The sequence below is a fragment of the Lentzea sp. NPDC036955 genome, from assembly GCF_055608005.1.
Genome location: NZ_JBVJRC010000020.1, coordinates 1 through 22393, shown reverse-complemented (window position 1 = coordinate 22393; position 22393 = coordinate 1). Strand labels below are relative to the sequence as shown.

The 22393-nt window shown below is 71.1% G+C and carries 21 protein-coding genes; 15 read left to right on the top strand and 6 right to left on the bottom strand.

From position 1 onward, the window contains the following. The first annotated feature begins 3 nt into the window (after window positions 1-3). The 3 genes from pheS (at window position 4) to ACZ7CF_RS41395 (ending at window position 4428) form a co-directional block, all read left to right on the top strand. Complete coding sequence (gene pheS / locus ACZ7CF_RS41405) at window positions 4-1071, top strand: phenylalanine--tRNA ligase subunit alpha (protein ID WP_360397847.1); 1068 nt, start codon at window positions 4-6, stop codon at window positions 1069-1071. A 5-nt stretch (window positions 1072-1076) separates the two neighbouring features. After that, window positions 1077-3554, top strand: coding sequence for a phenylalanine--tRNA ligase subunit beta (gene pheT, locus ACZ7CF_RS41400; protein WP_470372447.1), 2478 nt, complete (start codon window positions 1077-1079; stop codon window positions 3552-3554). A 376-nt stretch (window positions 3555-3930) separates the two neighbouring features. Further along, window positions 3931-4428, top strand: coding sequence for a hypothetical protein (locus tag ACZ7CF_RS41395; protein ID WP_360397851.1), 498 nt, complete (start codon window positions 3931-3933; stop codon window positions 4426-4428). Here the strand turns inward: ACZ7CF_RS41395 and ACZ7CF_RS41390 are convergent. Beyond that, window positions 4397-4957 carry a GNAT family N-acetyltransferase gene (locus ACZ7CF_RS41390; RefSeq protein WP_470372446.1) on the bottom strand — a complete coding sequence of 187 codons (561 nt, stop codon included), beginning with the start codon at window positions 4955-4957 and terminating at the stop codon, window positions 4397-4399. The two genes, ACZ7CF_RS41395 and ACZ7CF_RS41390, sit on opposite strands and share 32 nt — an antisense overlap. A gap of 9 nt (window positions 4958-4966) precedes the next feature. Next, window positions 4967-5635, bottom strand: a complete 669-nt coding sequence (locus ACZ7CF_RS41385; RefSeq protein ID WP_458430900.1) for a DNA alkylation repair protein — start codon at window positions 5633-5635, stop codon at window positions 4967-4969. Between the two features lie 195 nt (window positions 5636-5830). On the opposite strand from ACZ7CF_RS41385, the gene ACZ7CF_RS41380 reads away from it, so the two are divergent. Further along, window positions 5831-6847 (top strand): hypothetical protein, encoded by a 1017-nt coding sequence (locus ACZ7CF_RS41380; RefSeq protein ID WP_360397856.1) that lies wholly within the window; start codon window positions 5831-5833, stop codon window positions 6845-6847. A 54-nt stretch (window positions 6848-6901) separates the two neighbouring features. Beyond that, on the top strand, window positions 6902-8317 hold the full coding sequence (gene sthA, locus ACZ7CF_RS41375) for a Si-specific NAD(P)(+) transhydrogenase (protein ID WP_360397857.1): 1416 nt from the start codon (window positions 6902-6904) through the stop codon (window positions 8315-8317). On the opposite strand, the gene ACZ7CF_RS41370 is transcribed toward sthA, so the two are convergent. The 3 genes from ACZ7CF_RS41370 to ACZ7CF_RS41360 are packed head-to-tail and all read right to left on the bottom strand — an operon-like array spanning window position 8304 to window position 11920. Beyond that, on the bottom strand, window positions 8304-8945 hold the full coding sequence (locus tag ACZ7CF_RS41370; protein ID WP_360397859.1) for a response regulator transcription factor: 642 nt from the start codon (window positions 8943-8945) through the stop codon (window positions 8304-8306). The genes sthA and ACZ7CF_RS41370 overlap by 14 nt on opposite strands. Before the next feature lie 9 nt (window positions 8946-8954). Next, window positions 8955-10436 (bottom strand): sensor histidine kinase, encoded by a 1482-nt coding sequence (locus ACZ7CF_RS41365; RefSeq protein WP_470372445.1) that lies wholly within the window; start codon window positions 10434-10436, stop codon window positions 8955-8957. Continuing rightward, window positions 10433-11920: a sensor histidine kinase gene (locus ACZ7CF_RS41360; protein WP_470372444.1), complete on the bottom strand. Its 1488-nt coding sequence runs from the start codon at window positions 11918-11920 to the stop codon at window positions 10433-10435. The genes ACZ7CF_RS41365 and ACZ7CF_RS41360 overlap by 4 nt, the downstream gene beginning before the upstream one ends. A 177-nt stretch (window positions 11921-12097) precedes the next feature. On the opposite strand from ACZ7CF_RS41360, the gene argC reads away from it, so the two are divergent. From argC to ACZ7CF_RS41315, 9 genes are read left to right on the top strand one after another with little or no spacing between them, the layout of a single operon-like run. Further along, complete coding sequence (gene argC, locus ACZ7CF_RS41355) at window positions 12098-13111, top strand: N-acetyl-gamma-glutamyl-phosphate reductase (RefSeq protein WP_470372443.1); 1014 nt, start codon at window positions 12098-12100, stop codon at window positions 13109-13111. Further along, on the top strand, window positions 13108-14280 hold the full coding sequence (argJ, locus tag ACZ7CF_RS41350) for a bifunctional glutamate N-acetyltransferase/amino-acid acetyltransferase ArgJ (RefSeq protein WP_360397867.1): 1173 nt from the start codon (window positions 13108-13110) through the stop codon (window positions 14278-14280). Before argC ends, argJ begins: the two co-directional genes overlap by 4 nt. Further along, complete coding sequence (argB, locus tag ACZ7CF_RS41345; RefSeq protein WP_360397885.1) at window positions 14268-15146, top strand: acetylglutamate kinase; 879 nt, start codon at window positions 14268-14270, stop codon at window positions 15144-15146. The genes argJ and argB overlap by 13 nt, the downstream gene beginning before the upstream one ends. Before the next feature lie 20 nt (window positions 15147-15166). Next, a complete protein-coding gene (locus tag ACZ7CF_RS41340; RefSeq protein WP_470372474.1) occupies window positions 15167-16300 on the top strand; it encodes an acetylornithine transaminase in 1134 nt (377 codons plus the stop codon). Then, window positions 16297-17229, top strand: a complete 933-nt coding sequence (gene argF, locus ACZ7CF_RS41335; protein ID WP_360397869.1) for an ornithine carbamoyltransferase — start codon at window positions 16297-16299, stop codon at window positions 17227-17229. The genes ACZ7CF_RS41340 and argF overlap by 4 nt, the downstream gene beginning before the upstream one ends. Further along, on the top strand, window positions 17226-17711 hold the full coding sequence (locus ACZ7CF_RS41330) for an arginine repressor (protein WP_360397871.1): 486 nt from the start codon (window positions 17226-17228) through the stop codon (window positions 17709-17711). The genes argF and ACZ7CF_RS41330 overlap by 4 nt, the downstream gene beginning before the upstream one ends. Further along, on the top strand, window positions 17704-17973 hold the full coding sequence (locus ACZ7CF_RS41325) for an argininosuccinate synthase (RefSeq protein WP_458430904.1): 270 nt from the start codon (window positions 17704-17706) through the stop codon (window positions 17971-17973). The genes ACZ7CF_RS41330 and ACZ7CF_RS41325 overlap by 8 nt, the downstream gene beginning before the upstream one ends. Window positions 17974-17985: 12 nt before the next feature. Then, window positions 17986-19377: an argininosuccinate lyase gene (gene argH / locus ACZ7CF_RS41320; protein WP_458430905.1), complete on the top strand. Its 1392-nt coding sequence runs from the start codon at window positions 17986-17988 to the stop codon at window positions 19375-19377. Continuing rightward, window positions 19367-19984 (top strand): DNA-3-methyladenine glycosylase, encoded by a 618-nt coding sequence (locus ACZ7CF_RS41315; RefSeq protein WP_360397875.1) that lies wholly within the window; start codon window positions 19367-19369, stop codon window positions 19982-19984. Before argH ends, ACZ7CF_RS41315 begins: the two co-directional genes overlap by 11 nt. A 59-nt stretch (window positions 19985-20043) precedes the next feature. Here the strand turns inward: ACZ7CF_RS41315 and ACZ7CF_RS41310 are convergent, their stop codons facing one another. Next, window positions 20044-20469 (bottom strand): hypothetical protein, encoded by a 426-nt coding sequence (locus ACZ7CF_RS41310; protein ID WP_470372442.1) that lies wholly within the window; start codon window positions 20467-20469, stop codon window positions 20044-20046. A gap of 121 nt (window positions 20470-20590) precedes the next feature. Between ACZ7CF_RS41310 and tyrS the strand changes: the two genes are divergently transcribed. Then, entirely contained in the window at window positions 20591-21865 is a 1275-nt protein-coding gene (gene tyrS / locus ACZ7CF_RS41305; RefSeq protein ID WP_360397879.1) for a tyrosine--tRNA ligase, read from the top strand. Window positions 21866-22393: the final 528 nt, after the last annotated feature.

The following is a 22393-nucleotide window of genomic DNA, read 5'->3' as shown; positions in this document are numbered from 1 at the left end:
ACCATGTCCGGAGCCAACGACCCGTACGACCCCAAGCAGGTCGCGGCGCTGTCGGCCGAGCACCTCGACGCCGCCGTGCAGAAGGCGCGCGAGGCGTTCGCCGGGGCAGCCGACCTGGAGGCGCTGGCCGCGGTCAAGCCCGGCCACCTCGGCGACCGGTCGCCCGTGCTGCTGGCCCGCCGCGAGATCGGGGCGCTGCCGCCCAAGGCCAAGGCCGACGCCGGCAAGCGGGTGAACGAGGCGCAGTCCGCGATCAAGGTCGCCTTCGACGAGCGCCACGCGGTGCTCGCCGTCGAGCGCGACGAGCGGGTGCTGCGCGAGGAGACCGTCGACGTCACGCTGCCCTGGGACCGCTTCCCGCGCGGCGCGCGCCACCCGATCACCACGCTCGCCGAGCGCATCGGTGACGTCTTCGTGGCCATGGGCTACGAGGTCGCCGAGGGCCCCGAGCTCGAGACCGAGTGGTTCAACTTCGACGCGCTGAACTTCGGCAAGGACCACCCGGCGCGGTCGATGCAGGACACCTTCTACGTCGCGCCGGCCGACTCCGCGCTGGTGCTGCGCACGCACACCTCGCCGGTGCAGGCCCGCACGCTGCTCGACCGCGAGCCGCCGGTGTACGTGGTGTGCCCCGGCCGCACGTTCCGCACCGACGAGCTCGACGCGACCCACACCCCGGTGTTCCACCAGGTCGAGGGCCTCGCCGTGGACAAGGGCCTCACCATGGGCCACCTCAAGGGCACGCTCGACGCGTTCGCCCGCGCCATGTTCGGCGAGGACTCCCGCACCCGGCTGCGCCCGTCGTTCTTCCCCTTCACCGAGCCGTCGGCCGAGGTCGACGTGTGGTTCCCGGAGCGCAAGGGCGGCGCAGGCTGGGTCGAGTGGGGCGGCTGCGGCATGGTCAACCCCAACGTGCTGCGCGCCTGCGGCGTCGACCCGGACGTCTACTCCGGCTTCGCGTTCGGCATGGGCCTGGAGCGGACGCTGCAGTTCCGCAACGGCCTGCCCGACATGCGCGACATGGTCGAGGGCGACGTCCGCTTCACCCAGCCTTTCGGAACGGAGGCCTGAGCCGGATGCGCATCCCGGTCAGCTGGCTGGTCGAACACCTCGGTTTCGACGAGATCCCCACCCCTGACGAGCTCGCCGAGGCGTTCGTGCGCATCGGCATCGAGGTCGAGGAGGTGAGCCCGCTCGGTCCCGTCACCGGCCCGATCGTCGCCGGTCGCGTCGTCGAGATCGAGGAGCTCACCGAGTTCAAGAAGCCGATCCGCTACTGCAAGGTCGAGGTCGGCCCCGAGCAGGTCAACAACATCATCTGCGGTGCCTCGAACTTCGTCGAGGGCGACTCGGTCGTCGTCGCGCTGCCCGGTGCCGTGCTGCCCGGCGGCTTCACGATCTCGGCGCGCAAGACGTACGGCCGCACGTCCGAGGGCATGATCTGCGCCGCGGACGAGCTCGGCATCGGCGACGACCACTCCGGCATCCTCGTGCTGCCCTCGGGCACCGCGACGCCCGGTGACGACGCGATGGAGCTGCTCGGCCTGAACGACAGCGTCATCGAGGTCTCGCCGACACCCGACCGCGGCTACGCGTTCTCGGTGCGCGGCCTGGCCCGCGAGATCGCCTGCGCGCTCGACGTGCCGTTCGGCGACCCCGGTGTCGTCGAGGTCCCGGAACCGGAGGGTGAGGCCTGGCCGGTCCACCTCGAAGACCGCGCCGGCTGCTCGCGCTTCGTCGCACGCCGGGTGACCGGTGTCGACCCGACCGCGCCCACGCCGTGGTGGATGCGCCGCCGCCTGATGCTCGCCGGCATGCGCTCCATCTCGCTGCCGGTCGACGTCACGAACTACGTGATGCTCGAACTGGGCCAGCCGCTGCACGCGTTCGACGCGGCAGCGGTCCAGGGCGCGCTGACCGTGCGCCGGGCGGTCGCGGGCGAGAAGCTCACGACCCTGGACGACGCGGTGCGTGCGCTGGACGTCGACGACATCGTCATCGCCGACGACTCCGGGGTCGTGTCACTGGCCGGTGTCATGGGCGGCGCGTCGACCGAGGTCCGCGACAGCTCCTCGGACATCCTGCTGGAGGCCGCGAACTGGGACCCGGCGTCCATCGCCCGCACGGTCCGCCGCCACAAGCTGCCGTCCGAGGCCGCCAAGCGCTTCGAGCGCACGGTCGACCCCGCGCTCGCCCCGGTCGCGCTGGAGCGGGCCGCGAAGCTGCTCGTGCACTACGGCGACGGCGCGATCAAGCCCGGCCGCACCGACGTCGGCGCGGCCGTGCTGCCCGAACCCGTGTCGATGCCGATCGACCTGCCCGACCGCATCGCCGGCGTCCGCTACGCCCGCGGTGTGACGGCACGGCGCCTCGGCCAGATCGGCTGCCAGGTCGCGGTGACCACCTCCGACGACGGCCAGACGATCGTCACGGCGACGCCGCCGACGTGGCGTGCCGACCTCGTGCAGCCCGCCGACCTGGTGGAGGAGGTGCTGCGGCTGGAGGGCTACGACACGATCCCCTCGGTGCTGCCGCCCGCGCCCGCCGGTCGTGGCCTGACCGAGCAGCAGCGCCGCCGCCGCACCGTGTGGCGCACGCTCGCCGAGGACGGTTTCGTCGAGGTCAAGCCGTTCCCGTTCATCGACCCGTCGGTGTTCGACGCGTTCGGTCTCGCGGAGGACGACGTCCGCCGCAACACCGTCGGCGTGCTGAACCCGCTGGAGGCGGACAAGAACGTCCTCGCGACGACGCTGCTGCCCGGCCTGCTGGAGACGTTGCAGCGCAACCTCGCCCGTGGCGCCAAGGACGTCGCGCTCTACAACGTCGCCCAGGTGACGTTGCCGCGCGCGCAGCAGGTCCCGGTGCCGTCGCTGGGCGTGGACCGCAGGCCGACCGAGGCCGAGGTCGCCTCGATGCTGGCCGCGCTGCCGCAGCAGCCGCTGCACGTCGCCGGTGTGCTGACCGGCCACCGCGAGCTGGCCGGCTGGTGGGGCAAGGGCCGCATCGCCGACTGGTCGGACGCCGTCGAGGCGGCCCGCCGCGCGGGCCAGGCCTACGGGGTGACCCTGCGCGTCGTGGCGTCGGACCTGCTGCCGTGGCACCCCGGCCGCTGTGCCGAGCTGCGCGTCGGCGACTGGCCCGTCGGCCACGCCGGTGAGCTGCACCCGAAGGTCGTCGAGGCGCTGGGCCTGCCCAAGCGCACGGTGGCGTTCGAGCTCGACCTCGACGCGCTGCCGCTCGACGACCACCGCCCGGCCCCGGTCGTGTCGCCGTACCCGCCGGTGCTGCTGGACGTGGCGCTCGTCGTGGACGCGTCCGTGCCGGTGCAGTCGGTGTCGGAGGTGCTCGGCGCGTCCGCGGGCGAGCTGCTGGAGGACATCCGGCTGTTCGACGTGTACACGGGCGAGCAGGTGGGCGAGGGCAAGAAGTCGCTCGCGTACTCGCTGCGCTTCCGCGCGCCGGACCGCACGTTGACGGTGGAGGAGGCGACCGCGGCCCGCGACGCCGCCGTGGCCGCCGCCGGTGAGCGCGTGGGAGCATCGCTGCGCGCCTGACCGGTCACTCGCGGTGAAGCCCGGGGTTCCGCGGAGTCCCGGGCTTCACCGCGTCATGGGACGAGTGCCGTTGTCCAGAAGAACTGCCGTACCGAAGAATCGCTCGATCGGCTGAATCCCCGGAACCGGGATTTGGGGTCAAACCGGCAGGTGGTGGCCCTGGGTAGCTGTCAAGGTGCCGAAGGTCCTTCATTACAGGGGGAGATCGGCGCCCGACAGACGCTTGCGCAGTACGTGAAGGTTCTCCAAGATTGGCGGCGCGGCCCGCTGGGCCGAGGGGCGAAGCGATGAACCACCGGGCGAGTCTGGTCGCCGGTCCGGTGGGGAGCTAGAGGCGAACCCACCGCCTGGAGCAACAACTCTGGAGAGTTGCGCCATGCGTAGTTTGGGTCCCCGACTGGAGATCGCCGTGTCGTTGACGATCCTCATGGTCGGCGCGGCCGTGGTGGCGGCCATGCACCTCACGTGGCCGGAGCCGCAGGTCCCGGCTATGGCGTACTCCGTCAGCAGCGGCGAGTCGGGGATGCAGCAGCTCAAGCCGTTCGAGATCAACGACATCTCCGGTGCCCCGGTCGAGCTCACGCCGGGTGCGGTGGGCCAGCGCACGGTGCGGCTGTCGAACCCGAACGCCGTCGGCATCATCGTCGAGAGCCTGTCCGCGGTGCCCGGTCAGCCGCTGGACGCCACGCAGCAGCGCGTCGAGGGCTGCCCGGCCGGTGTGCTGAGCGTCGTGCCGCTGACCGACGTCGTGGAGATCCCGGCGGGCGGAGCGGTCGAGGTGACCATGAAGGTCCAGGTCGCCGCGGACGTCCCCGCGGTCTGCGCCGAGCTGGTCTTCCCGCTCACCTACTCGGGCCGCGCCAAACACGGTTAGTCAGCCGCTCCCGCACCGCCGGCCACTCGTCGGCCAGCACGGAGTGGACGACCGTGTCGCGGCAGGTGCCGTCCGGTCGCGTGATGTGCCCCCGCAGCACGCCTTCCCGTTCCGCGCCGAGCTCCTCCACCGCCCGCTGCGACCGCACGTCCCCGGCGTCGGTGTACCAGGCCACCCGCACCGCGCGGCGCGTCTCGAAGGCCTCGGTCAGCACCAGCAGCTCGGCCTCCGGGGTGATCTCGGTGCCGTGCCGGTCGGTGCCGACGACGGTGTACCCGATCACCAACCTGCGGTGCTCCGGCACGACCTCGTAGAACGACGTCGTGCCCACCACGCGGCCCGTGCCGTTCTCGACCTGCGCGTACGGCTCGCGCGTGAGCACCGCGTCGGTGACCCACTGCCGCATCTCGTCGACCGTCCGCGGCCGGCTCGGCAGCCACGTCCAGAGGTCCGGGTCGCGGGTCGCCTCGAACAGGCCCTCCGCGTGTGCCGGCGTCAGCGGTTCCAGCCGGACGTGCGTTCCCCTCATGTGGTCAACCTAGAGGTGTTTGAGGGCTTCGCGCCGTGACAACGGCGACAGGCCCGGCCGCGCGGCCACGAACGCCCGCACCCAGCCCGGCTCGGTCTTCGCGTACTCGCGCAACGCCCAGCCGATGCCCTTGCGCAGGAAGAAGTCCGGGTCGCCGGCGTTCGCGTCGACGCACGCCGTCAGCAGTTCGGTGTCGGTGGCCGCCTTGGCGCCCAGCTGGCAGATGACCGACGTCCTCCGCCGCCACCGGTCCGGGTCGGCCGACCACTGGAGCACCACCGGCCGGACGGCCGCGGGTTCCGAGCGCAGCAGCGGGCCGATCCGCTTGGCCGCGATCTCGTCGACGTGGTCCCACCACGCACCGGTCACGACCATCTCGTCGAACCACGGCAGGAGCTCGGCCGACTGAAATCGTTCGTCCCCGCTCAACGAGAGCGCGACATACCGTTCCTCGCGAAACTCCGCTTCACGCCACAACCGCTGCACGGCGCGGAACCAAACGTTCCGGTCGTCGATTCGCGGCAACGTCCTCAGCAACGCCGTGCGACCCGGCTTCGGCACGCCCAGGAACGGCATGTCCGACTTCATGTACGCCCGCATCTGCGGTGCCTTAACCGGGTCGGCCAGCGCGGCCAGCCCCGTCCGCACGGCGTCGACCAACACGTCCTCGGCAGTCACAGCGGCACTGTACGACCGGAGTCCCGCTCGCGCGGGCGTTGACCCGACTGCCCGAGGCCCGGCGGTCGATCGGCGCACACTTCTTGAATTTCGCTACGCACAATGCCCGGCCTAGCTAACGAAAACGCAAAACATCTCCGGCCACACCCTCACGGTGAACAAGAAACACTTGTGCGCGCACTACAGTTCGCTTTCATGCGCGTGCTGATGGTGGTGGTGGCGCTCGTGCTCGGCAGCATGAGCGCGACCAAGGCGGAATCCGCGGATTTCCTGGACCTGCCGCTGCTCAACGGGAACGGTGAGCAGCGCGGTGGCGTGCACCCCGACCTGCCGGCCGACCGGGTCGTCCTGGAGCGCGCGCTCGACTCCGCCCGGTCGAAGGGCCTGCACCCGACCCGCTACCAGGCGCTGCTGTGGCAGTACTGGGTCGTCCGCGCCGCCGACGACGCCGGGGTGCGGCTGGCCGACTGGGACCCGCAGCGCCCGGCCGAGCACAACCGGCCGATCATCTTCGCCGTCTACGACTTCTACGCGCGGCTCTACCTGGCGCACCCGGACACGTTGCGGTGGATGGGCTTCGCGAACATCGGCGCGCCCGCGTTCGCCGCCGGCATGCTCGACCTGGGCACCCTGCCGGAGCTCCGGTTCTTCTCCTCGATGCTGATGTCGATGCAGAAGCACATCTTCATGGACCTCGGCGCGATGCACGCCGCCTACCTCGCCGGGGGCATCGCCGCCGTGGAGGAGATGCGCGACGCCGGGATCATCGACGCGGCGACCACCGCGGCCTGGGCGGACCCGGCACGCGCGGTGCTCGCGTTCTCGAACCGCGAGCAGAACCTCGTGATCCCCGACCAGTTCGACCGGATGCGCGCCCGCCTGCTGCCGCCCGGCGAGATCGTCACCTACGCGATGACGGTGGCGGGACCGATGCCGGTGCCGGGCGCGCGGACCCCGGCGCAGTACCGGCCGCTGCTGTGCGGTCCGCTGCCCGCGTTCAACTACGCGGACCGGGTGGCCCGCTGGGACTTCCTCAGCCACGACACGGTGCCCGCCTACGAACGCCTGACACCCGAGGCGGTGCGCGGGATCGTGACCCGGCCGTTCGGCGAGCGCGTGGCCGAGTACCGGGCAGCCGCGCGGCTGCTGGACCTGATCCTCCGGCTGCCCGCGCGCACAGCGGCCTGCGGGTTGTCGCTGCTGACCGGCTGAACCGGATCAGTCGTTCCCGCGTGGAACCGGTGCGCGCTGGGTAGGCTGCCGACCATGACGTCGTACGACTACGACCTGATCGTCATCGGCTCCGGCCCCGGCGGCCAGAAGGCGGCGATCGCGGGTGCGAAGCTGGGCAAGCGCGTGGCGATCATCGACAAGCAGGAGATGGTCGGCGGCGTCTGCGCGAACACGGGCACCATCCCGTCCAAGACGCTGCGCGAGGCCGTGCTGTACCTGACCGGCATGAGCCAGCGCGAGCTCTACGGCGCGAGCTACCGGGTCAAGCAGGACATCACGATCTCCGACCTGATGGCCCGCACCCAGCACGTGATCGGCCGCGAGGTCCAGGTCGTGCGCGCGCAGCTGCACCGCAACGGCATCGACCTGCTCAACGGGTTCGGCCGGTTCGTGGACGAGCACACCGTCGCCGTCGACGGCAGCCACCGCGGCGACCACACGCGGATCACCGGCGAGTTCATCGTCATCGCCACCGGCACCACGCCCGCGCGTCCGTCCGTCGTGGACTTCGACGAGGAGCGGATCCTCGACTCCGACGAGGTCTTCGCCCTGCAGGAGATCCCGTCGTCGCTGGTCGTCGTCGGCGCCGGCGTGATCGGCATCGAGTACGCGTCGATGTTCGCCGCGCTCGGCACCCGCGTCACCGTCGTCGAGCAGCGCGAGCGGATGCTGGACTTCTGCGACCCGGAGATCGTCGAGTCGCTCAAGTTCCACCTGCGCGACCTGGCCGTCACGTTCCGGTTCGACGAGAAGGTCGTGGACGTCTCGGTGTCGGAGTCGGGCACGATCACGACGCTGGCGTCGGGCAAGCGCATCCCGGCCGCCGCGGTCATGTACTCCGCCGGCCGCCAGGGCTGCACCGAACACCTCGACCTCGCCGCCGCGGGCCTGGAGGCCGACCGCCGCGGCCGGCTGTCCGTCGACGAGCACTACCGCACGCCGGTCGAGCACATCTACGCCGTCGGTGACGTGATCGGGTTCCCCGCGCTCGCCGCGACGTCGATGGACCAGGGCCGCCTCGCCGCCTACCACGCGTTCGGCGAGCCGGTGCACGAGCTGACCGCGTTGCAGCCGATCGGCATCTACACGATCCCGGAGATCTCCTACTGCGGTGCCACGGAAGCCGAGCTGACGTCGTCCGCGGTGCCCTACGAGGTCGGCATCTCCCGCTACCGCGAGCTGGCGCGCGGCCAGATCGTCGGTGACGCCTACGGAATGCTGAAGCTGCTGGTGTCCACTGCGGACCGCAAGATCCTGGGCGTGCACGTGTTCGGCACGGGCGCGACGGACCTCGTGCACATCGGCCAGGCCGTGATGGGCTGCGGCGGCACGGTCGACTACCTCGTCGACACGGTGTTCAACTACCCGACGCTGTCCGAGGCGTACAAGGTCGCCGCGCTCGACGCGACGAACAAGATCCGCGCGCTGGACAGGTTCAGCGGTCTGTGAGACCGGCGTCGTGAGCGACGATGGCGGCCTGCACGCGGTTGGCGCAGCCGAGCTTCGGCAGGATCCGGCTGATGTGCGCCTTCACCGTGCCGGTCGCCATGAACAGCCGCTCGCCGATCTCGGTGTTCGACAGCCCTGACCCGACGAGCCGGAGCACCTCCCGCTCGGTCCCGGTGAGCGCGTCGACCTTGCGGCGCGCCTCCCCGCTGGTGTCCGGTGCGGTCAGGTGCCGTTCGATCAGGCGCTTCGTGATCTGCGGGGCGAGGATCGGCTCGCCCCTGGCCGCCGTGCGCACGGCCGTGATCAGCTCCTGCGGCGGGGTGTCCTTGAGCAGGAACCCGGTTGCGCCCACCTTCAGCGCCTGCGCCACGTAGGAGTCCTCGCCGAACGTCGTGAGCATGACGACGTTCGTGCTCCCGGCGATCTGTTCGGCGGCCTTGAGCCCGTCGCCGCCGGGCATCCGGATGTCCAGCAGCGCCACGTCGACCCGGTGCGCGCGGGCCTGCTCGACGGCCTGCCTGCCGTCGCTCGCCTCGGCCACCACGGTGATCTCCGGGTCGTTCTCCAGGATCAGCCGGATGCCGGCGCGCATCAGCGTCTCGTCGTCGGCGATCAGAACTCGGATCACGCGCCCACCCTACGGGCGCTCCTGCTCCTTGGAGATCAGCCTGCCCTCGCGGAAGCACAGCTTGTAGAGCAGGTCCGCGTCGTGCGAGCTGCGGAAGCGCGAGCAGCTGTCCACGCCGAGCTGCCCGAACCCGTACTGGTCGAACACCTCCTCCTCGGTGGTGACACCCACCCGCAGCGAGTCGAAGTACGGCGCGTTCATCTGCGTCGGGTTGAACAGCGCGAAGACCAGCAGCACGATCAGCGCGCCGCTGATCGGCAGCAGCGCGAGCAACCCCAGGCAGCCGCCGCCGAGCACCCGCGGCACGGTCAGCACCTCGGCCGCGAGCGGCGGCGGCACCTCCGCCACCTCGGCGGCGAACTGGTCGGCCTGCGGTGCCGGGTGCAGCGGCACGTCCGCCGCCACCCGGAAACCGCCCTCGTGCGGCGGTCCCGCGCTGAACGCGCCGCCGAGCAGCCCGACCCGTTCCTCCAGGCCGGCCAGGCCGCGCCGGGTGCCCCTGCCGGGCACGGTGGTGGTCGGTCCGTTGAGGACCTGGATCCTGGCCCGTCCGCCCTGGACGGCGACCTGCACCCTGGTGCGGGCCTTCGGCGCGTGCTTGCGGACGTTGCTCAGCGCCTCCCCGACCACCCGGTGCACCGCGCGCCGGGTCCGCGGGTCGGCGCCGTGCAGGTCGTCGCCGGACCAGTCGAGGGTCACCGCGACGCCCGCCGCGGCCGCGTTCTCGACCAGGTTCGCGATGTCGGTCCTGGTGCCGGTGTCCTCGTCGAGCGACTCGGGTTCGGGGTTGGTCCGCAGCACGCCGAGGATCTCGCGCAGCTCGGCCATCGCGAGCGACGACGTGGTGCGGATCAGCTCGGCCTGCTCCTGCAGCTGCGGTGCCCTGCGGGCGGTCGTCAGCTCCAGCGCGCCGGCGTGGATGGAGATCAGGCTGAGCCGGTGGCCGAGCATGTCGTGCATCTCGCCCGCGATGTGCGCGCGTTCCTCGGAACGGGCCGACGCGGCGGTGAGCGCGCGCGCTCGTTCCAGGTACTCGTTGCGTTCCCGCAGGAGCCGGACCATCGGCCTGCGGCGGCCGAGCAGCATCCCCGACACCGCGGGGAAGAAGATGAAGAAGACCGACCCGACCGCCGCGCCCAGCAGCGACTCGGCCGGTGGCGTGGTGCGGTAGCTCTCCTGCAGCAGGCTGAACCCGACTTGCAGCACCGTCATGAGCCCCAGCAACGCCCACAGCCGGCCGAACCGGGAGACGCGCCGGCACGCGGCGAAGACCACGAACATCGTCACGGCCTGCGCCCACAGGTTGTTGACCGCGAACAGCGGCGCGGTGAGCAGCAGCGCCCACTCCGGCCGCAGCGGCGCGAGCCACACCAGCACCGCGACCCACAGCGCGGTCGCGACGGTCAGCGCCGGGTGCGGGACCGGCGCCAGCGGTGCGAGCAGCGGCACCAGACCGACCAGGAACGCCAGCACCGGCCACGCGACCCTCACCGCGCCAGCTCCCTCTTCGTCGTCAGCAGGCCCTGCCGGGTGAAGCAGAGCTCGAAGTCGTGCCCGTCGTCGTCGCGCACGGGGTAGCGGTAGCAGCCGGGCCCGTCGGCGGGCACGCCGAAGCCGTGCGTCTCGGTCACCTCGGCCTCGTGCGTGACCGCCACCCGGTAGCCGTCGAACTCCTGCCGGGTCATCTCGCCGCGGCCGAACACCGCGATCACCACCAGCACCAGCACCGTGCCCACGGCGGGGACGACGGCGAGGACGCCGAGGCAGCCGCTGCCGACCACCCGCGGCACGGTGAGGACGTCGGCGGTGACCGGCGGCGGCGCTTCCGCGACGGCACCGGTCGCGCCCGTCTCCTCCTGGACCACCGGGTGCGCCGGCAGGTCGGCCGCCACCCGGAACCCGCCCGCGAGCCGGCCCGCGTCGAACTGCCCGCCGATGAGCGTGACCCGTTCCTCCAAGCCGATGAGCCCGCGCCGGGTGCCGCCACCGCGGGGTTCGCCGCTCGGGCCGTTGACCACCTCCACGCGCACCCGTTCGGCCACGTGCACCGACACGCGGGTCTGGGCTGACGGCGCGTGCTTGTGGACGTTCGTGAGTGCTTCACGCACGACCCGATGAACGGCCCTGCGCAGCCGTGCGTCGGCATCGGCCAGATCGTCGCCCGTCCACCGCAGGTGCACGGAGACGCCCGCGTCCTGCGACGCCGCCACGAGCCGTTCGACGTCGGCGCGGGTTCCGGCGTCCTCACCGGTCTCGGTGGCCGTGCCGAGAACGCCGAGGATCTCGCGCAGCTCGTCCATCGCGACCGCGGAGGTCTTGCGGATCAGCTCCACCTGCTCGCGCAGCTCCGGTGCCTGCTCGGCGGCGGCGGCCTCCAGTGCGCCCGCGTGCGCGGTCAGCTGCCGGAGCCGGTGGCTGAGCACGTCGTGCATCTCGCTCGCGATGTGCGCCCTGGTGTCGGACCTGGCGGTGCTCGCGGTGAGCACACGCGCGTGCTCCAGGTAGTCGTTGCGCTCCATCAACACCTGCGTCAACGGCTTGCGGCGCCCGACGAGCGCACCGGCCACGGCCGGGAAGACCAGCAGGAACACCACCGAGAACCCGGTGCCGAGCAGGTACTCGGTGACGTTGTCGCCGTTGAGCCACGAGTGCAGCCCGCCGAACCCGGCCTGCAGCGCCGCGGTCGTGGGCACCAGCAGCCACAGCTGCCGGGCGGGGACCGTCCTGGCCACGCGGAAGACCACGAGCGAGGTGGGCGCGATCGCGAGCAGGTTGTTGACCGCGTGCAGGGGAGTGGTGAGCAGCAGCGCCGCTCGCGGCCAGCGAGCACTGACCGGCACCACCGCCGCGGCCCACACGGCGGAGGCGACCACCAGCCACGGCGCGGCGGGCCGGCCGAGCGGTGTCATGAGCGACATCAGCGCCAGCAGCAGGGCACCGCCCGCCCACAACCCGTCGCGCAGCCTCACGTTCACGGCGATCATCCTCGCCGACCGCCCCGGTGGCGCCCAGCGCCACCCGACCCCAATCCCCCAGCCACCCAGCCACGTTTTGCCGGCACGCGGGGACCCCGCGTGCACCAGGAGAGTACGAAAGCTCCCCGCGTGCACTTTCAGTTGAGTGAGTTTGCATGAGCGTGCATAATCATTCGTATGACAGTGAGGATCGCGGTCGCGGGCGCCAGCGGGTACGCGGGTGGCGAGCTGCTCCGCCTATTGCTGGGCCACCCGGACGTCGAGATCGGTGCGCTCACGGCCAACAGCAGCGCCGGTGACCAGCTGCTCAAGCACCAGCCGCACCTCCTGCCGCTCGCCGACCGACAGCTACAAGACACCACAGTCGACGCCCTCAGGGGGCACGACGTGGTGTTCCTCGCACTTCCGCACGGCCACTCCGCCGAGCTCGCGGCTCAGCTCGGCGACGACACCGTCGTGATCGACTGCGGCGCCGACCACCGGCTGACCGACGCCGGCGACTGGACCCGCTGGTACGGCGGCACGCACGCGGGCTCGTGGCCCTACGGCCTGCCCGAACTGCCCGGACACCGCGAGAAGCTGGTCAACGCGCGCAGGGTCGCCGTTCCCGGCTGCTACCCGACCGTGTCGTCGTTGGCGCTCGCACCGGCCGTGGACCTCATCGAGGACGAGGTCGTCATCGTCGCCGTGTCCGGAACGTCCGGTGCCGGCAAGTCGCTGAGGACGAACCTGCTCGGCTCCGAGGTCATGGGCTCCGCGAGCGCGTACGGCGTCGGCGGCGCGCACCGGCACACGCCCGAGATCACCCAGAACCTGAGCGGCGTGGCCGGACGGCCGGTCAAGGTCAGCTTCACGCCGGTGCTGGCGCCGATGTCGCGCGGCATCCTCGCCACGTGCACCGCCACGCTGCGCGACGGCGGTGACGTCCGCACTGCCTACGAGAAGGCGTACGCCGACGAGCCGTTCGTCCACCTCCTGCCGGAGGGCATGTGGCCGACGACGAACGCCGTCCTAGGGTCCAACGCCGTCCAGCTGCAGGTCACCGTCGACACGGACCTGAACCGCCTCGTGGTCGTGGCGGCCGTCGACAACCTGGCCAAGGGCACCGCCGGTGCCGCCGTCCAGTGCATGAACCTCGCTCTCGGCCTGCCGGAGACGACCGGCCTCTCGACCGTTGGAGTCGCACCGTGAACCGCAGCAAGGGCGTCACCGGGCCCCAGGGCTTCCGCGCGGCCGGAGTCGCCGCCGGGATCAAGGAGTCCGGTGCCCTCGACCTGACCCTCGTCGTGAACGACGGGCCGCAGGACGCCGCCGCGGGTGTCTTCACCACCAACAAGGTGAAGGCCGCACCCGTGCTGTGGTCGCAGCAGGTCGTCCAGTCCCGCCGGCTCACCGCGGTGGTGCTCAACTCCGGCGGCGCCAACGCGTGCACCGGCCCCGAGGGCTTCCAGGACACGCACGCCACCGCCGAGAAGGTCGCCGAGGTGCTCGGCACGGGCGCGGTCGACGTCGCCGTGTGCTCCACCGGCCTGATCGGTGAGCGGCTGCCGATGGACAAGGTCCTCACCGGGGTCGAGACGGCCGCGAAGGAGCTCGCGTCGTCGCAGGAGGCCGGTCTCAACGCCGCCACCGGCGTGATGACGACGGACAGCCGCCCGAAGCAGTCGTGGAAGGACTCCGGGCAGGGCTGGTCGATCGGCGGGTTCGTGAAGGGCGCGGGCATGCTCGCCCCGAACATGGCCACCATGCTGTCGGTCCTCACCACCGACGCCAGGATCTCCGGCGAGGAGCTGGACCGGGCGTTGCGCGCGGCCACCTCCAAGACTTACGACCGCCTCGACGTCGACGGCGGCACCTCGACCAACGACACCGTGCTGGTGCTCGCCTCCGGCGCCTCGGGCGTCGAGCCGTCCTACGAGGACTTCCTCGCGCTGCTCACCGAGGTCGCGGGCGACCTGGTCAAGCAGCTGCAGGGTGACGCCGAGGGCGTGACCAAGGAGGTCAGCATCACGGTGAAGCAGGCCGCCACCGAGGCCGAGGCCGTCCTCGTCGGGCGGACCGTCGCCGAGGACAACCTGGTGAAGACCGCGCTGTTCGGCTCGGACCCCAACTGGGGCCGGATCGCGATGGCACTGGGCCGGGCCGACGCGCAGATCGACCCGGACGTGCTGCAGATCCTGATCAACGGCGTGTCGCTGTACCGCAACGGGACCCGCGACCGCGACCGGTCCGAGGCCGACCTGTCCGGCCGTGACATCGAGATCGTCATCGACCTCAACGTCGGCGAGGCCGAGGCCACGATCCTCACCACCGACCTGTCCCACGACTACGTCGAAGAGAACAGCGCATACTCATCGTGAACGCACAGGAAAAAGCGGCAGTTCTCGTCGAAGCGCTGCCGTGGCTGGAACGCTTCCGCGGCGCGCTCGTGGTCGTGAAGTACGGCGGCAACGCCATGGTCGACGACGAGCTGAAGAAGGCGTTCGCCGAGGACATGGTGTTCCTGCGGCTGTGCGGCCTGCGCCCGGTCGTCGTGCACGGCGGCGGCCCGCAGATCAAGTCGATGCTCGACCGGCTCGGCATCCACAGCGAGTTCCGCGGCGGCCTGCGCGTGACCACGCCGGAAGCCATGGACGTCGTGCGGATGGTGCTCGTCGGCCAGGTCGGGCGCGAGCTCGTCGGCCTGATCAACCAGCACGGCCCGTACGCGGTCGGCATCTCCGGCGAGGACGCGCACCTGTTCACCGCCACCCGCCGCGGCGCACTCGTGGACGGCGAGGAGGTCGACATCGGCCTCGTCGGCGACATCACCAAGGTCAACCCGGACGCGGTGCTCGACATCGTGCGCGCGGGCCGCATCCCGGTCGTGTCATCGGTGGCGCCGGACGTCCACGGCGTGCCGCACAACGTCAACGCGGACACGGCGGCCGGCGCTCTCGCGGTCGCTCTCGGCGCCGAGAAGCTCGTCGTGCTCACGGACGTCGAAGGTCTGTACGCGAACTGGCCGGACCGCTCGTCGCTGCTGAACCAGGTCCGCGCCTCCGAGCTGGAACGGATTCTGCCGGGCCTGGACAGCGGCATGATCCCGAAGATGGAGGCCTGCCTGCGCGCGGTGCGCGGCGGCGTCCCGCAGGCGCACGTGATCGACGGCCGGCTGGCCCACAGCGTTCTGCTCGAAGTCTTCACCTCCGAAGGTGTCGGAACCATGGTGTTGGGGGACAAGTGACCACGCGTTGGCAACAGTCCATGATGGACAACTACGGCACACCGTCGCTGCAGCTCGAACGCGGTGAGGGCGCGCACGTCTGGGACGCCGACGGCAACCGCTACGTCGACCTGCTGACGGGTCTCGCCGTCAACGCGCTCGGCCACGCGCACCCGGCGATCGTCGAGGCGGTCTCGACGCAGATCGCGAAGCTCGGCCACACCGGCAACCTGTACGTCAACGAGCCCGCCCTGAAGCTGGCCGAGCGCCTGCTCGACATCGCGGGCGAGCCCGGCAAGGTCTTCTTCTGCAACTCCGGCGCCGAGGCCAACGAGGCGGCGCTGAAGATGGCCCGCCTCACCGGCCGCACGAAGGTCGTCTCGACCGTCGGCGGGTTCCACGGCCGCACGATGGGCGCGTTGACGCTCACCGGCCAGGAACCCAAGCGCGCGCCGTTCGCACCGCTCGTCCCCGGTGTCGAGCACGTCCCGTTCGGTGACGTGGCCGCACTCGAAGCCGCGATCGACGACGACACGGCGGCGTTCATCGTCGAGCCGATCCAGGGCGAGCAGGGCGTCGTCGTCGCTCCGGCGGGCTACCTCCAGGAGGTCCGCCGGATCACCGCCGAGCACGGCGCGCTGTTCATCCTCGACGAGGTGCAGACCGGCATCGGCCGCCTCGGCACGTGGTTCGCGTTCCAGCAGGCCGGGATCGTGCCGGACGTCCTGACGCTCGCCAAGGGCATCGGCGGTGGCCTGCCGCTGGGCGCCACCATCGGCTTCGGCGCGGCGGCTGATCTGTTCAAGCCCGGCCACCACGGCACGACCTACGGCGGCAACCCGGTCTGCTGCGCCGCCGGGCTCGCCGTGCTCGACACGATCGCCTCCGAAGGCCTGCTGGAGCACGTCTCCGCGGTGGGCAAGGAGATCGCCACCGGTGTCGAGGCGTTGCACCACCCCGCGATCACCGGGGTCCGGGGAGCCGGTCTGCTGCTCGGCATCACGCTGCGCGAGGCGGTCTCGGCGAAGGCCGCGGCGGCCGCGCAGAAGGCCGGTTACCTCATCAACCCCATCCAGCCCGACGTGCTGCGGCTCGCCCCGCCGCTGGTGCTGGACGAATCCGACGCGCAGTCGTTCGTGGCCGCGCTGCCGACCTTCTTCGAGGAGCAGGCGTGACTCTGCGGCACTTCCTCCGCGACGACGACCTGACGACCGCCGAGCAGGCCGCCGTCCTCGACCTCGCGGACACCTACAAGGCCGACCGGTTCACCGCGAAGCCGCTGGCGGGCCCGAAGTCCGTCGCCGTGATCTTCGAGAAGAACTCGACCCGCACCCGGCTGTCGTTCGAGGTCGGCATCGCCCAGCTCGGCGGCAACCCGGTGATCATCGACGGCCGCTCCATGCAGCTCGGCCGCGAGGAGACCATCGAGGACACCTCGCGAATCCTGTCCGGGTACGTCGACGCCGTGGTGTGGCGGACATTCGCCCAGGCCCGCATGGAGGCGATGGCCTCCGTGTCGCGGGTTCCCGTGGTCAACGCGCTGACCGACGAGTTCCACCCGTGCCAGGTGCTCGCCGACCTCCAGACGATCCGCCGCCGCTACGGCACGCTGGCCGGCCTCACGCTGACGTACCTCGGTGACGGCGCCAACAACATGGCGCACTCGCTGCTGCTGGGCGGCGCCACGGCCGGGATGCACGTCCGCATCGGCGCACCGGCCGGTTTCGTGCCGAACCCGCAGTTCCTGGAGGACGCCAAGAAGCGGGCGGCCGAGACCGGTGGCTCGGTGGCGCTGATCAGCGACCCGCGCGAGTCGGTCGACGGCTCCGACGTGCTGGTCACCGACACGTGGACGTCCATGGGCCAGGAGAACGACGGCAAGGACCGCGTCGGCCCGTTCCGGCCGTACCAGGTGAACGCCGACCTGCTGGCCGCGACCGGCAAGCCGGACTCGACGGTGCTGCACTGCCTGCCCGCGCACCGCGGCTGGGAGATCACCGACGAGGTGCTCGACGGCCCGCAGTCGCTGGTGTGGCAGGAGGCGGAGAACCGGCTGCACGCCCAGAAGGCGCTGCTCGTGTGGTTGCTGGAGCAGTCGTCATGACCCGCACCGCCCGGCAGGGCCGCATCGTCGAGATCGTCAGCCAGCAGGCCGTCCGCAGCCAGTCCGAGCTCGCGAAGCTGCTGGCCGCGGAAGGCATCGAGGTCACGCAGGCCACGCTGTCGCGCGACCTCGACGAGCTCGGCGCGGTCAAGCTGCGCGGACCCGACGGCGGTGCGCCGGTCTACGTGATCCCGGAGGACGGCAGCCCGGTGCGCGGCGTGCAGGGCGGCACCACCCGGCTGGTGCGGCTGCTCAGCGAGTGGCTGGTGTCGGCCGACTCGTCGGGCAACCTCGCGGTGCTGCGCACCCCGCCCGGTGCCGCGCAGTTCCTGGCCAGCTCGCTCGACCGGGCCGCGCTGCACGAGGTCGTCGGCACGATCGCCGGCGACGACACGATCCTGGTCGTGGCCCGCGAGCCGATGACCGGCGCGGAGCTGGCCGAACGGCTCACCGCGCTGGCCTCGGTCAACGGCGATGAATGACCACCCGGTGCACGCCGTCGTGACGTTCGACGAGGGCGTGCCGGTCGCGGTGGACGGCGAGACGCTGACCGTGCCCGAGGCCGTGCGGGAGCTGAACTTCCGCGCCGGCGTGGTGCGGTCCAGCCTCGGTTCGGTGGCGCTGCGGGTGGCGCGGACGGCGATCCGCGGTGGCTCCGGCGAGGTCGACATCACGCTGTCCGAGGGGCGCGTGGTGGGCATCGTCGCCCGTTCGGAAGAATCCCTCTACGACTTCGCTAGCTGAAAGTTGCGTGCAATGAGTTCCTTGTGGGGTGGCCGGTTCGAGTCGGGACCGGCCGAGGCGATGGCCCGCCTGTCGCTGTCGACGCACTTCGACTGGCGGCTGGCGCCGTACGACATCGCCGGCTCGCGTGCGCACGCCCGTGTGCTGCACGCGGCGGGCCTGCTCACCGACGACGAGCTCGCCGGCATGCACAAGGCGCTGGACGAGCTGCTGGCCGACGTCGAGTCGGGCGCGTTCACGCCGGTGCTGGAGGACGAGGACGTCCACACGGCCCTGGAGCGCGGCCTGATCGACCGCGCGGGCGCCGAGCTGGGCGGCAAGCTGCGCGCGGGCCGGTCCCGCAACGACCAGGTGGCGACGCTGTTCCGGATGTGGCTGCGCGACGCCGCCCGCCGGGTCGCCGCGGGCGTGCTGGACGTCGTGGACGCGCTGGCGGGACAGGCCGAGACGCACTTCGGTGCCGTCATGCCGGGCCGCACCCACCTGCAGTCCGCGCAGCCCGTGCTGCTCTCGCACCACCTGCTGGCGCACGCGCACTCGTTGCTGCGCGACGTCGACCGCCTGCACGACTGGGACGAGCGAGCGGCGTTCTCGCCGTACGGCTCCGGTGCGCTGGCCGGCTCCTCGCTGGGCCTGGACCCCGCGAAGGTGGCCGCCGACCTGGGCTTCTCCGCACCGGTCGAGAACTCCATCGACGGCACCGCCGCACGCGACTTCGCCGCCGAGATCGCGTTCGTGCTCGCCATGGTGAGCGTGAACCTGTCGCGGATCGCGGAAGAGGTCATCATCTGGACCACCGCCGAGTTCCGGTTCGCCGTCCTCGACGACGCGTGGTCGACCGGCTCGTCGATCATGCCGCAGAAGAAGAACCCGGACGTCGCCGAGCTGGCGCGCGGCAAGTCGGGCCGGCTGATCGGCAACCTCACCGGGCTGCTGGCGACGCTGAAGGCCCAGCCGCTCGCGTACAACCGCGACCTCCAGGAGGACAAGGAGCCGCTGTTCGACTCGGTCGAACAGCTCGAACTGCTGCTCCCGGCGTTCGCGGGCATGGTCGCGACGCTCAAGTTCGACGTCGACCGGATGGCCTCGCTCGCGCCGGCCGGGTTCACGCTCGCCACGGACATCGCGGAGTGGCTGGTGCGCGAAGGCGTCCCGTTCCGCGTGGCGCACGAGGCCGCGGGTGCGTGCGTGCGCGCGGCGGAGTCCCGTGGCGTGGGCCTGGAGGACCTCACCGACGAGGAGTTCGCGGCGATCTCGCCCGCGTTGACGCCTTCGGTCCGTTCGGTGCTCACGGTCGAGGGCTCGATCGCGTCCCGCAACGCCCACGGCGGCACGGCACCCCCGCGGGTCCGCGAACAGCTGGACGCGTTGGTGGCCAAGGCATCGGCGGCCCGTGAGTTCTAGGCTGCTCACCCGGGAGGAGCTGGCGGTCGACCCGGTCGACGCGTCCCGGCTCCTCCTGGGGTCCTTCCTGGAGACCGGCGGCGTGCGCGTGCGCATCGTCGAGGTGGAGGCGTACCGGGGCGGCGACGACCCGGCGTCGCACTGCTACCGCGGCAAGACGCCCCGCAACGAGGTCATGTTCGGCCCGGCCGGCCATCTGTACGTGTACTTCGTCTACGGCATGCACTTCTGCGCCAACGTCGTGTCGCTGACCGACGGTGTGCCCGGTGCGGTGCTCTTGCGCGCGGGGGAGGTCGTCGAGGGCGAGGACATCGCGTTCTCCCGCCGCCCGGCCTCGCGTTCCGCGGCGGAACTGGCCAAGGGACCCGCACGGCTGTGCAAGGTCCTCGGGCTGGACCGCGGCTCCAACGGCCTCGACCTGACGTCTGCTGACTCGCCGGTGCGGTTGTACGCGGGCGACCCGGTGACGACCGTGCACTCCGGACCGCGCGTGGGTGTCGCCGTGGCGATGGACGTGCCGTGGCGGTTCTGGATCGACTCCCCGTCCGTGTCGACCTACAAGCGCGGCGGGAAACGGCGCGCGAACCCGGCACCGGAGTCGAGCTGACCCGTCCGGTGAGGACGGGACGGGCGGGGTGACGTGCTCGGCCACCCCGCCGCCGTCGGCTACGGCCGCACCGTGGTCCTGCGGTACCAGGCCCTGCGGTGGTCCACCGGCAGCGCCAACCGGGTGATCAGGCTCGTCAGCAGCGTGCCGATGAGCAGCCAGAGCACCGCGGCCAGGCCCTCGTTGAACAGCACCGCCACCTTGGGGCTGTCCGGCGTGAACAGGCCCTCCAGGCCCAGGGTGATCCCGTCCGCCCAGCCCGCGACGAACTGGAAGAACCCGTTGGTCGCGTTGGCATCGGCGATCACCAGGAAGATGTGCACCAGAAGCACGATGGCGAACACCCAGCACACGACGTCGATGACCGCGCAGACGCTGTGCACGGTGCGCACCTTGCGGTACGTGTCGTCGCGGCGCTCGACCACTTCCTCGACGACCGGCTCGTTCACCCGCTCGTTCACCCGCTCGTTCACCCGCTCGTTCACGCGCGGCAAGCGCTCGGTGGGCCGCCGTAACTCCGCATCACGTGGGTCCGTCATGGCGCTGGCGTACCCGTCCACGTACCGGGTCGAAACACGTTGGACCAGGTAGGCGACAATGAGACGCGTGAGCGAGCACATCCTTGACGAACTGTCCTGGCGCGGCCTGATCGCGACGTCCACCGACCTCGACGCACTCCGGAAGGACCTGGCCGCCGGCCCGCTCACCCTCTATTGCGGTTTCGACCCGACGGCGCCGTCGCTGCACGCGGGCAACCTCGTGCCGCTGCTGATGCTGTCGCGGTTCCAGCGGGCGGGCAACCGGCCCATCGTGCTGGCCGGCGGTGCCACGGGCATGATCGGCGACCCGCGCGACACCGGCGAGCGCACGCTGAACTCGCTCGACACCGTCGCCGAGTGGGCCGACCGGATCCGCGGCCAGCTGGAGCGGTTCGTCGAGTTCGACTCCTCGGCCACGGGCGCCGTCGTCGAGAACAACCTCAACTGGACCGGCCAGGTCACCGCGCTGGAGTTCCTGCGCGACGTGGGCAAGCACTTCTCGGTCAACGTCATGCTGTCGCGGGAGACGGTGAAGCGCCGGCTCGAGTCGGACGGCATGTCGTACACCGAGTTCAGCTACCTGCTGCTGCAGTCGAACGACTACCTGGAGCTGCACCGCAAGTACGGCACCTCGCTGCAGATCGGCGGCTCCGACCAGTGGGGCAACATCGTCGGCGGCGTCGACCTGATCCGCCGGGTCGAGGGCAAGCACGTGCACGCGCTGACCGCACCGCTGGTCACCGACGCCGAGGGCCGCAAGTTCGGCAAGTCCACCGGCGGTGGCAACGTGTGGCTCGACCCGGAGATGACCTCGCCGTACGCCTGGTACCAGTACTTCGTGAACGTCGGTGACGCCGACGTGCTCCGCTACCTGCGGCTCTTCACGTTCCTCTCCCGCGAGGAGCTCGGCGAGCTGGAGCGGGAGACGGCGGAGAAGCCGCACCTGCGCTCGGCGCAGAAGCGGCTCGCGCAGGAGTTCACCGACCTGGTGCACGGCAAGCGCGCGACGGAGCAGGTGCAGCTGGCCTCTCAGGCGCTGTTCGGCCGGGGCGAGCTGCGGGACCTGGACGAGTCGGTGCTGAAGGCCGCCCTGGCGGAGGCGCCGACCGGTGACGTCCGGCTCGCGGACGAGCCCACGATCGTCGACCTGCTGATCGCCGGTGGGCTGGCGGACAGCAGGGGAGCCGCGCGGCGCACGGTGAACGAGGGCGGTGCCTACGTGAACAACGCGAAGGTGACCGACGAGGAGTGGAAGCCGTCGTCGTCGGACCTGCTCCACGGTGAGTGGCTGGTCCTCCGCCGCGGGAAGCGCAACAACGCCGGCGTGCGGGTAGCGCTCTGACCTGGGTTTACAGCTGTCCGAAGGCCGTCTGCCCCGCACGGGGCGGGCGGCCTTCGATCTTTCTGAACGTGATCGCGGTCACAGTGTGCAGGGGATCGGGGCTGCGATAGCGTGTTCGTGGGTCCTGTACGGGGCTGTTGACCTGCGGTTTCACCACCGCGGGTGAACGGTTTGCCCCCGATTTGACCCCGAGTTGGCGTGCGTGTAACTTTCTCCATGTCAGCGCGGAACGGGCCGGGAACACCGGAACGGAGCGCGACGAGGGTCACGAACCAAGCTTCCACGGACTGTGGTAGAGTGGGTGACCGAGAAACGACGAAGACCCAGCCGGTAGCTCGTCTGAGCTCAGAGGCCAAGGGCGTCGGAAGTTTCAACAACAAGCTTATGTACGACACAGCCTCGGATCGAGTCGCCGTGCGGCGGACCGTGATGATGAGCGCGTGTTCTTTGAGAACTCAACAGCGTGCCGATAACACAGCCAGTAATATGAATACTCCTCGTCAGGAGTATTCCTTTGAGTAGCTAGAC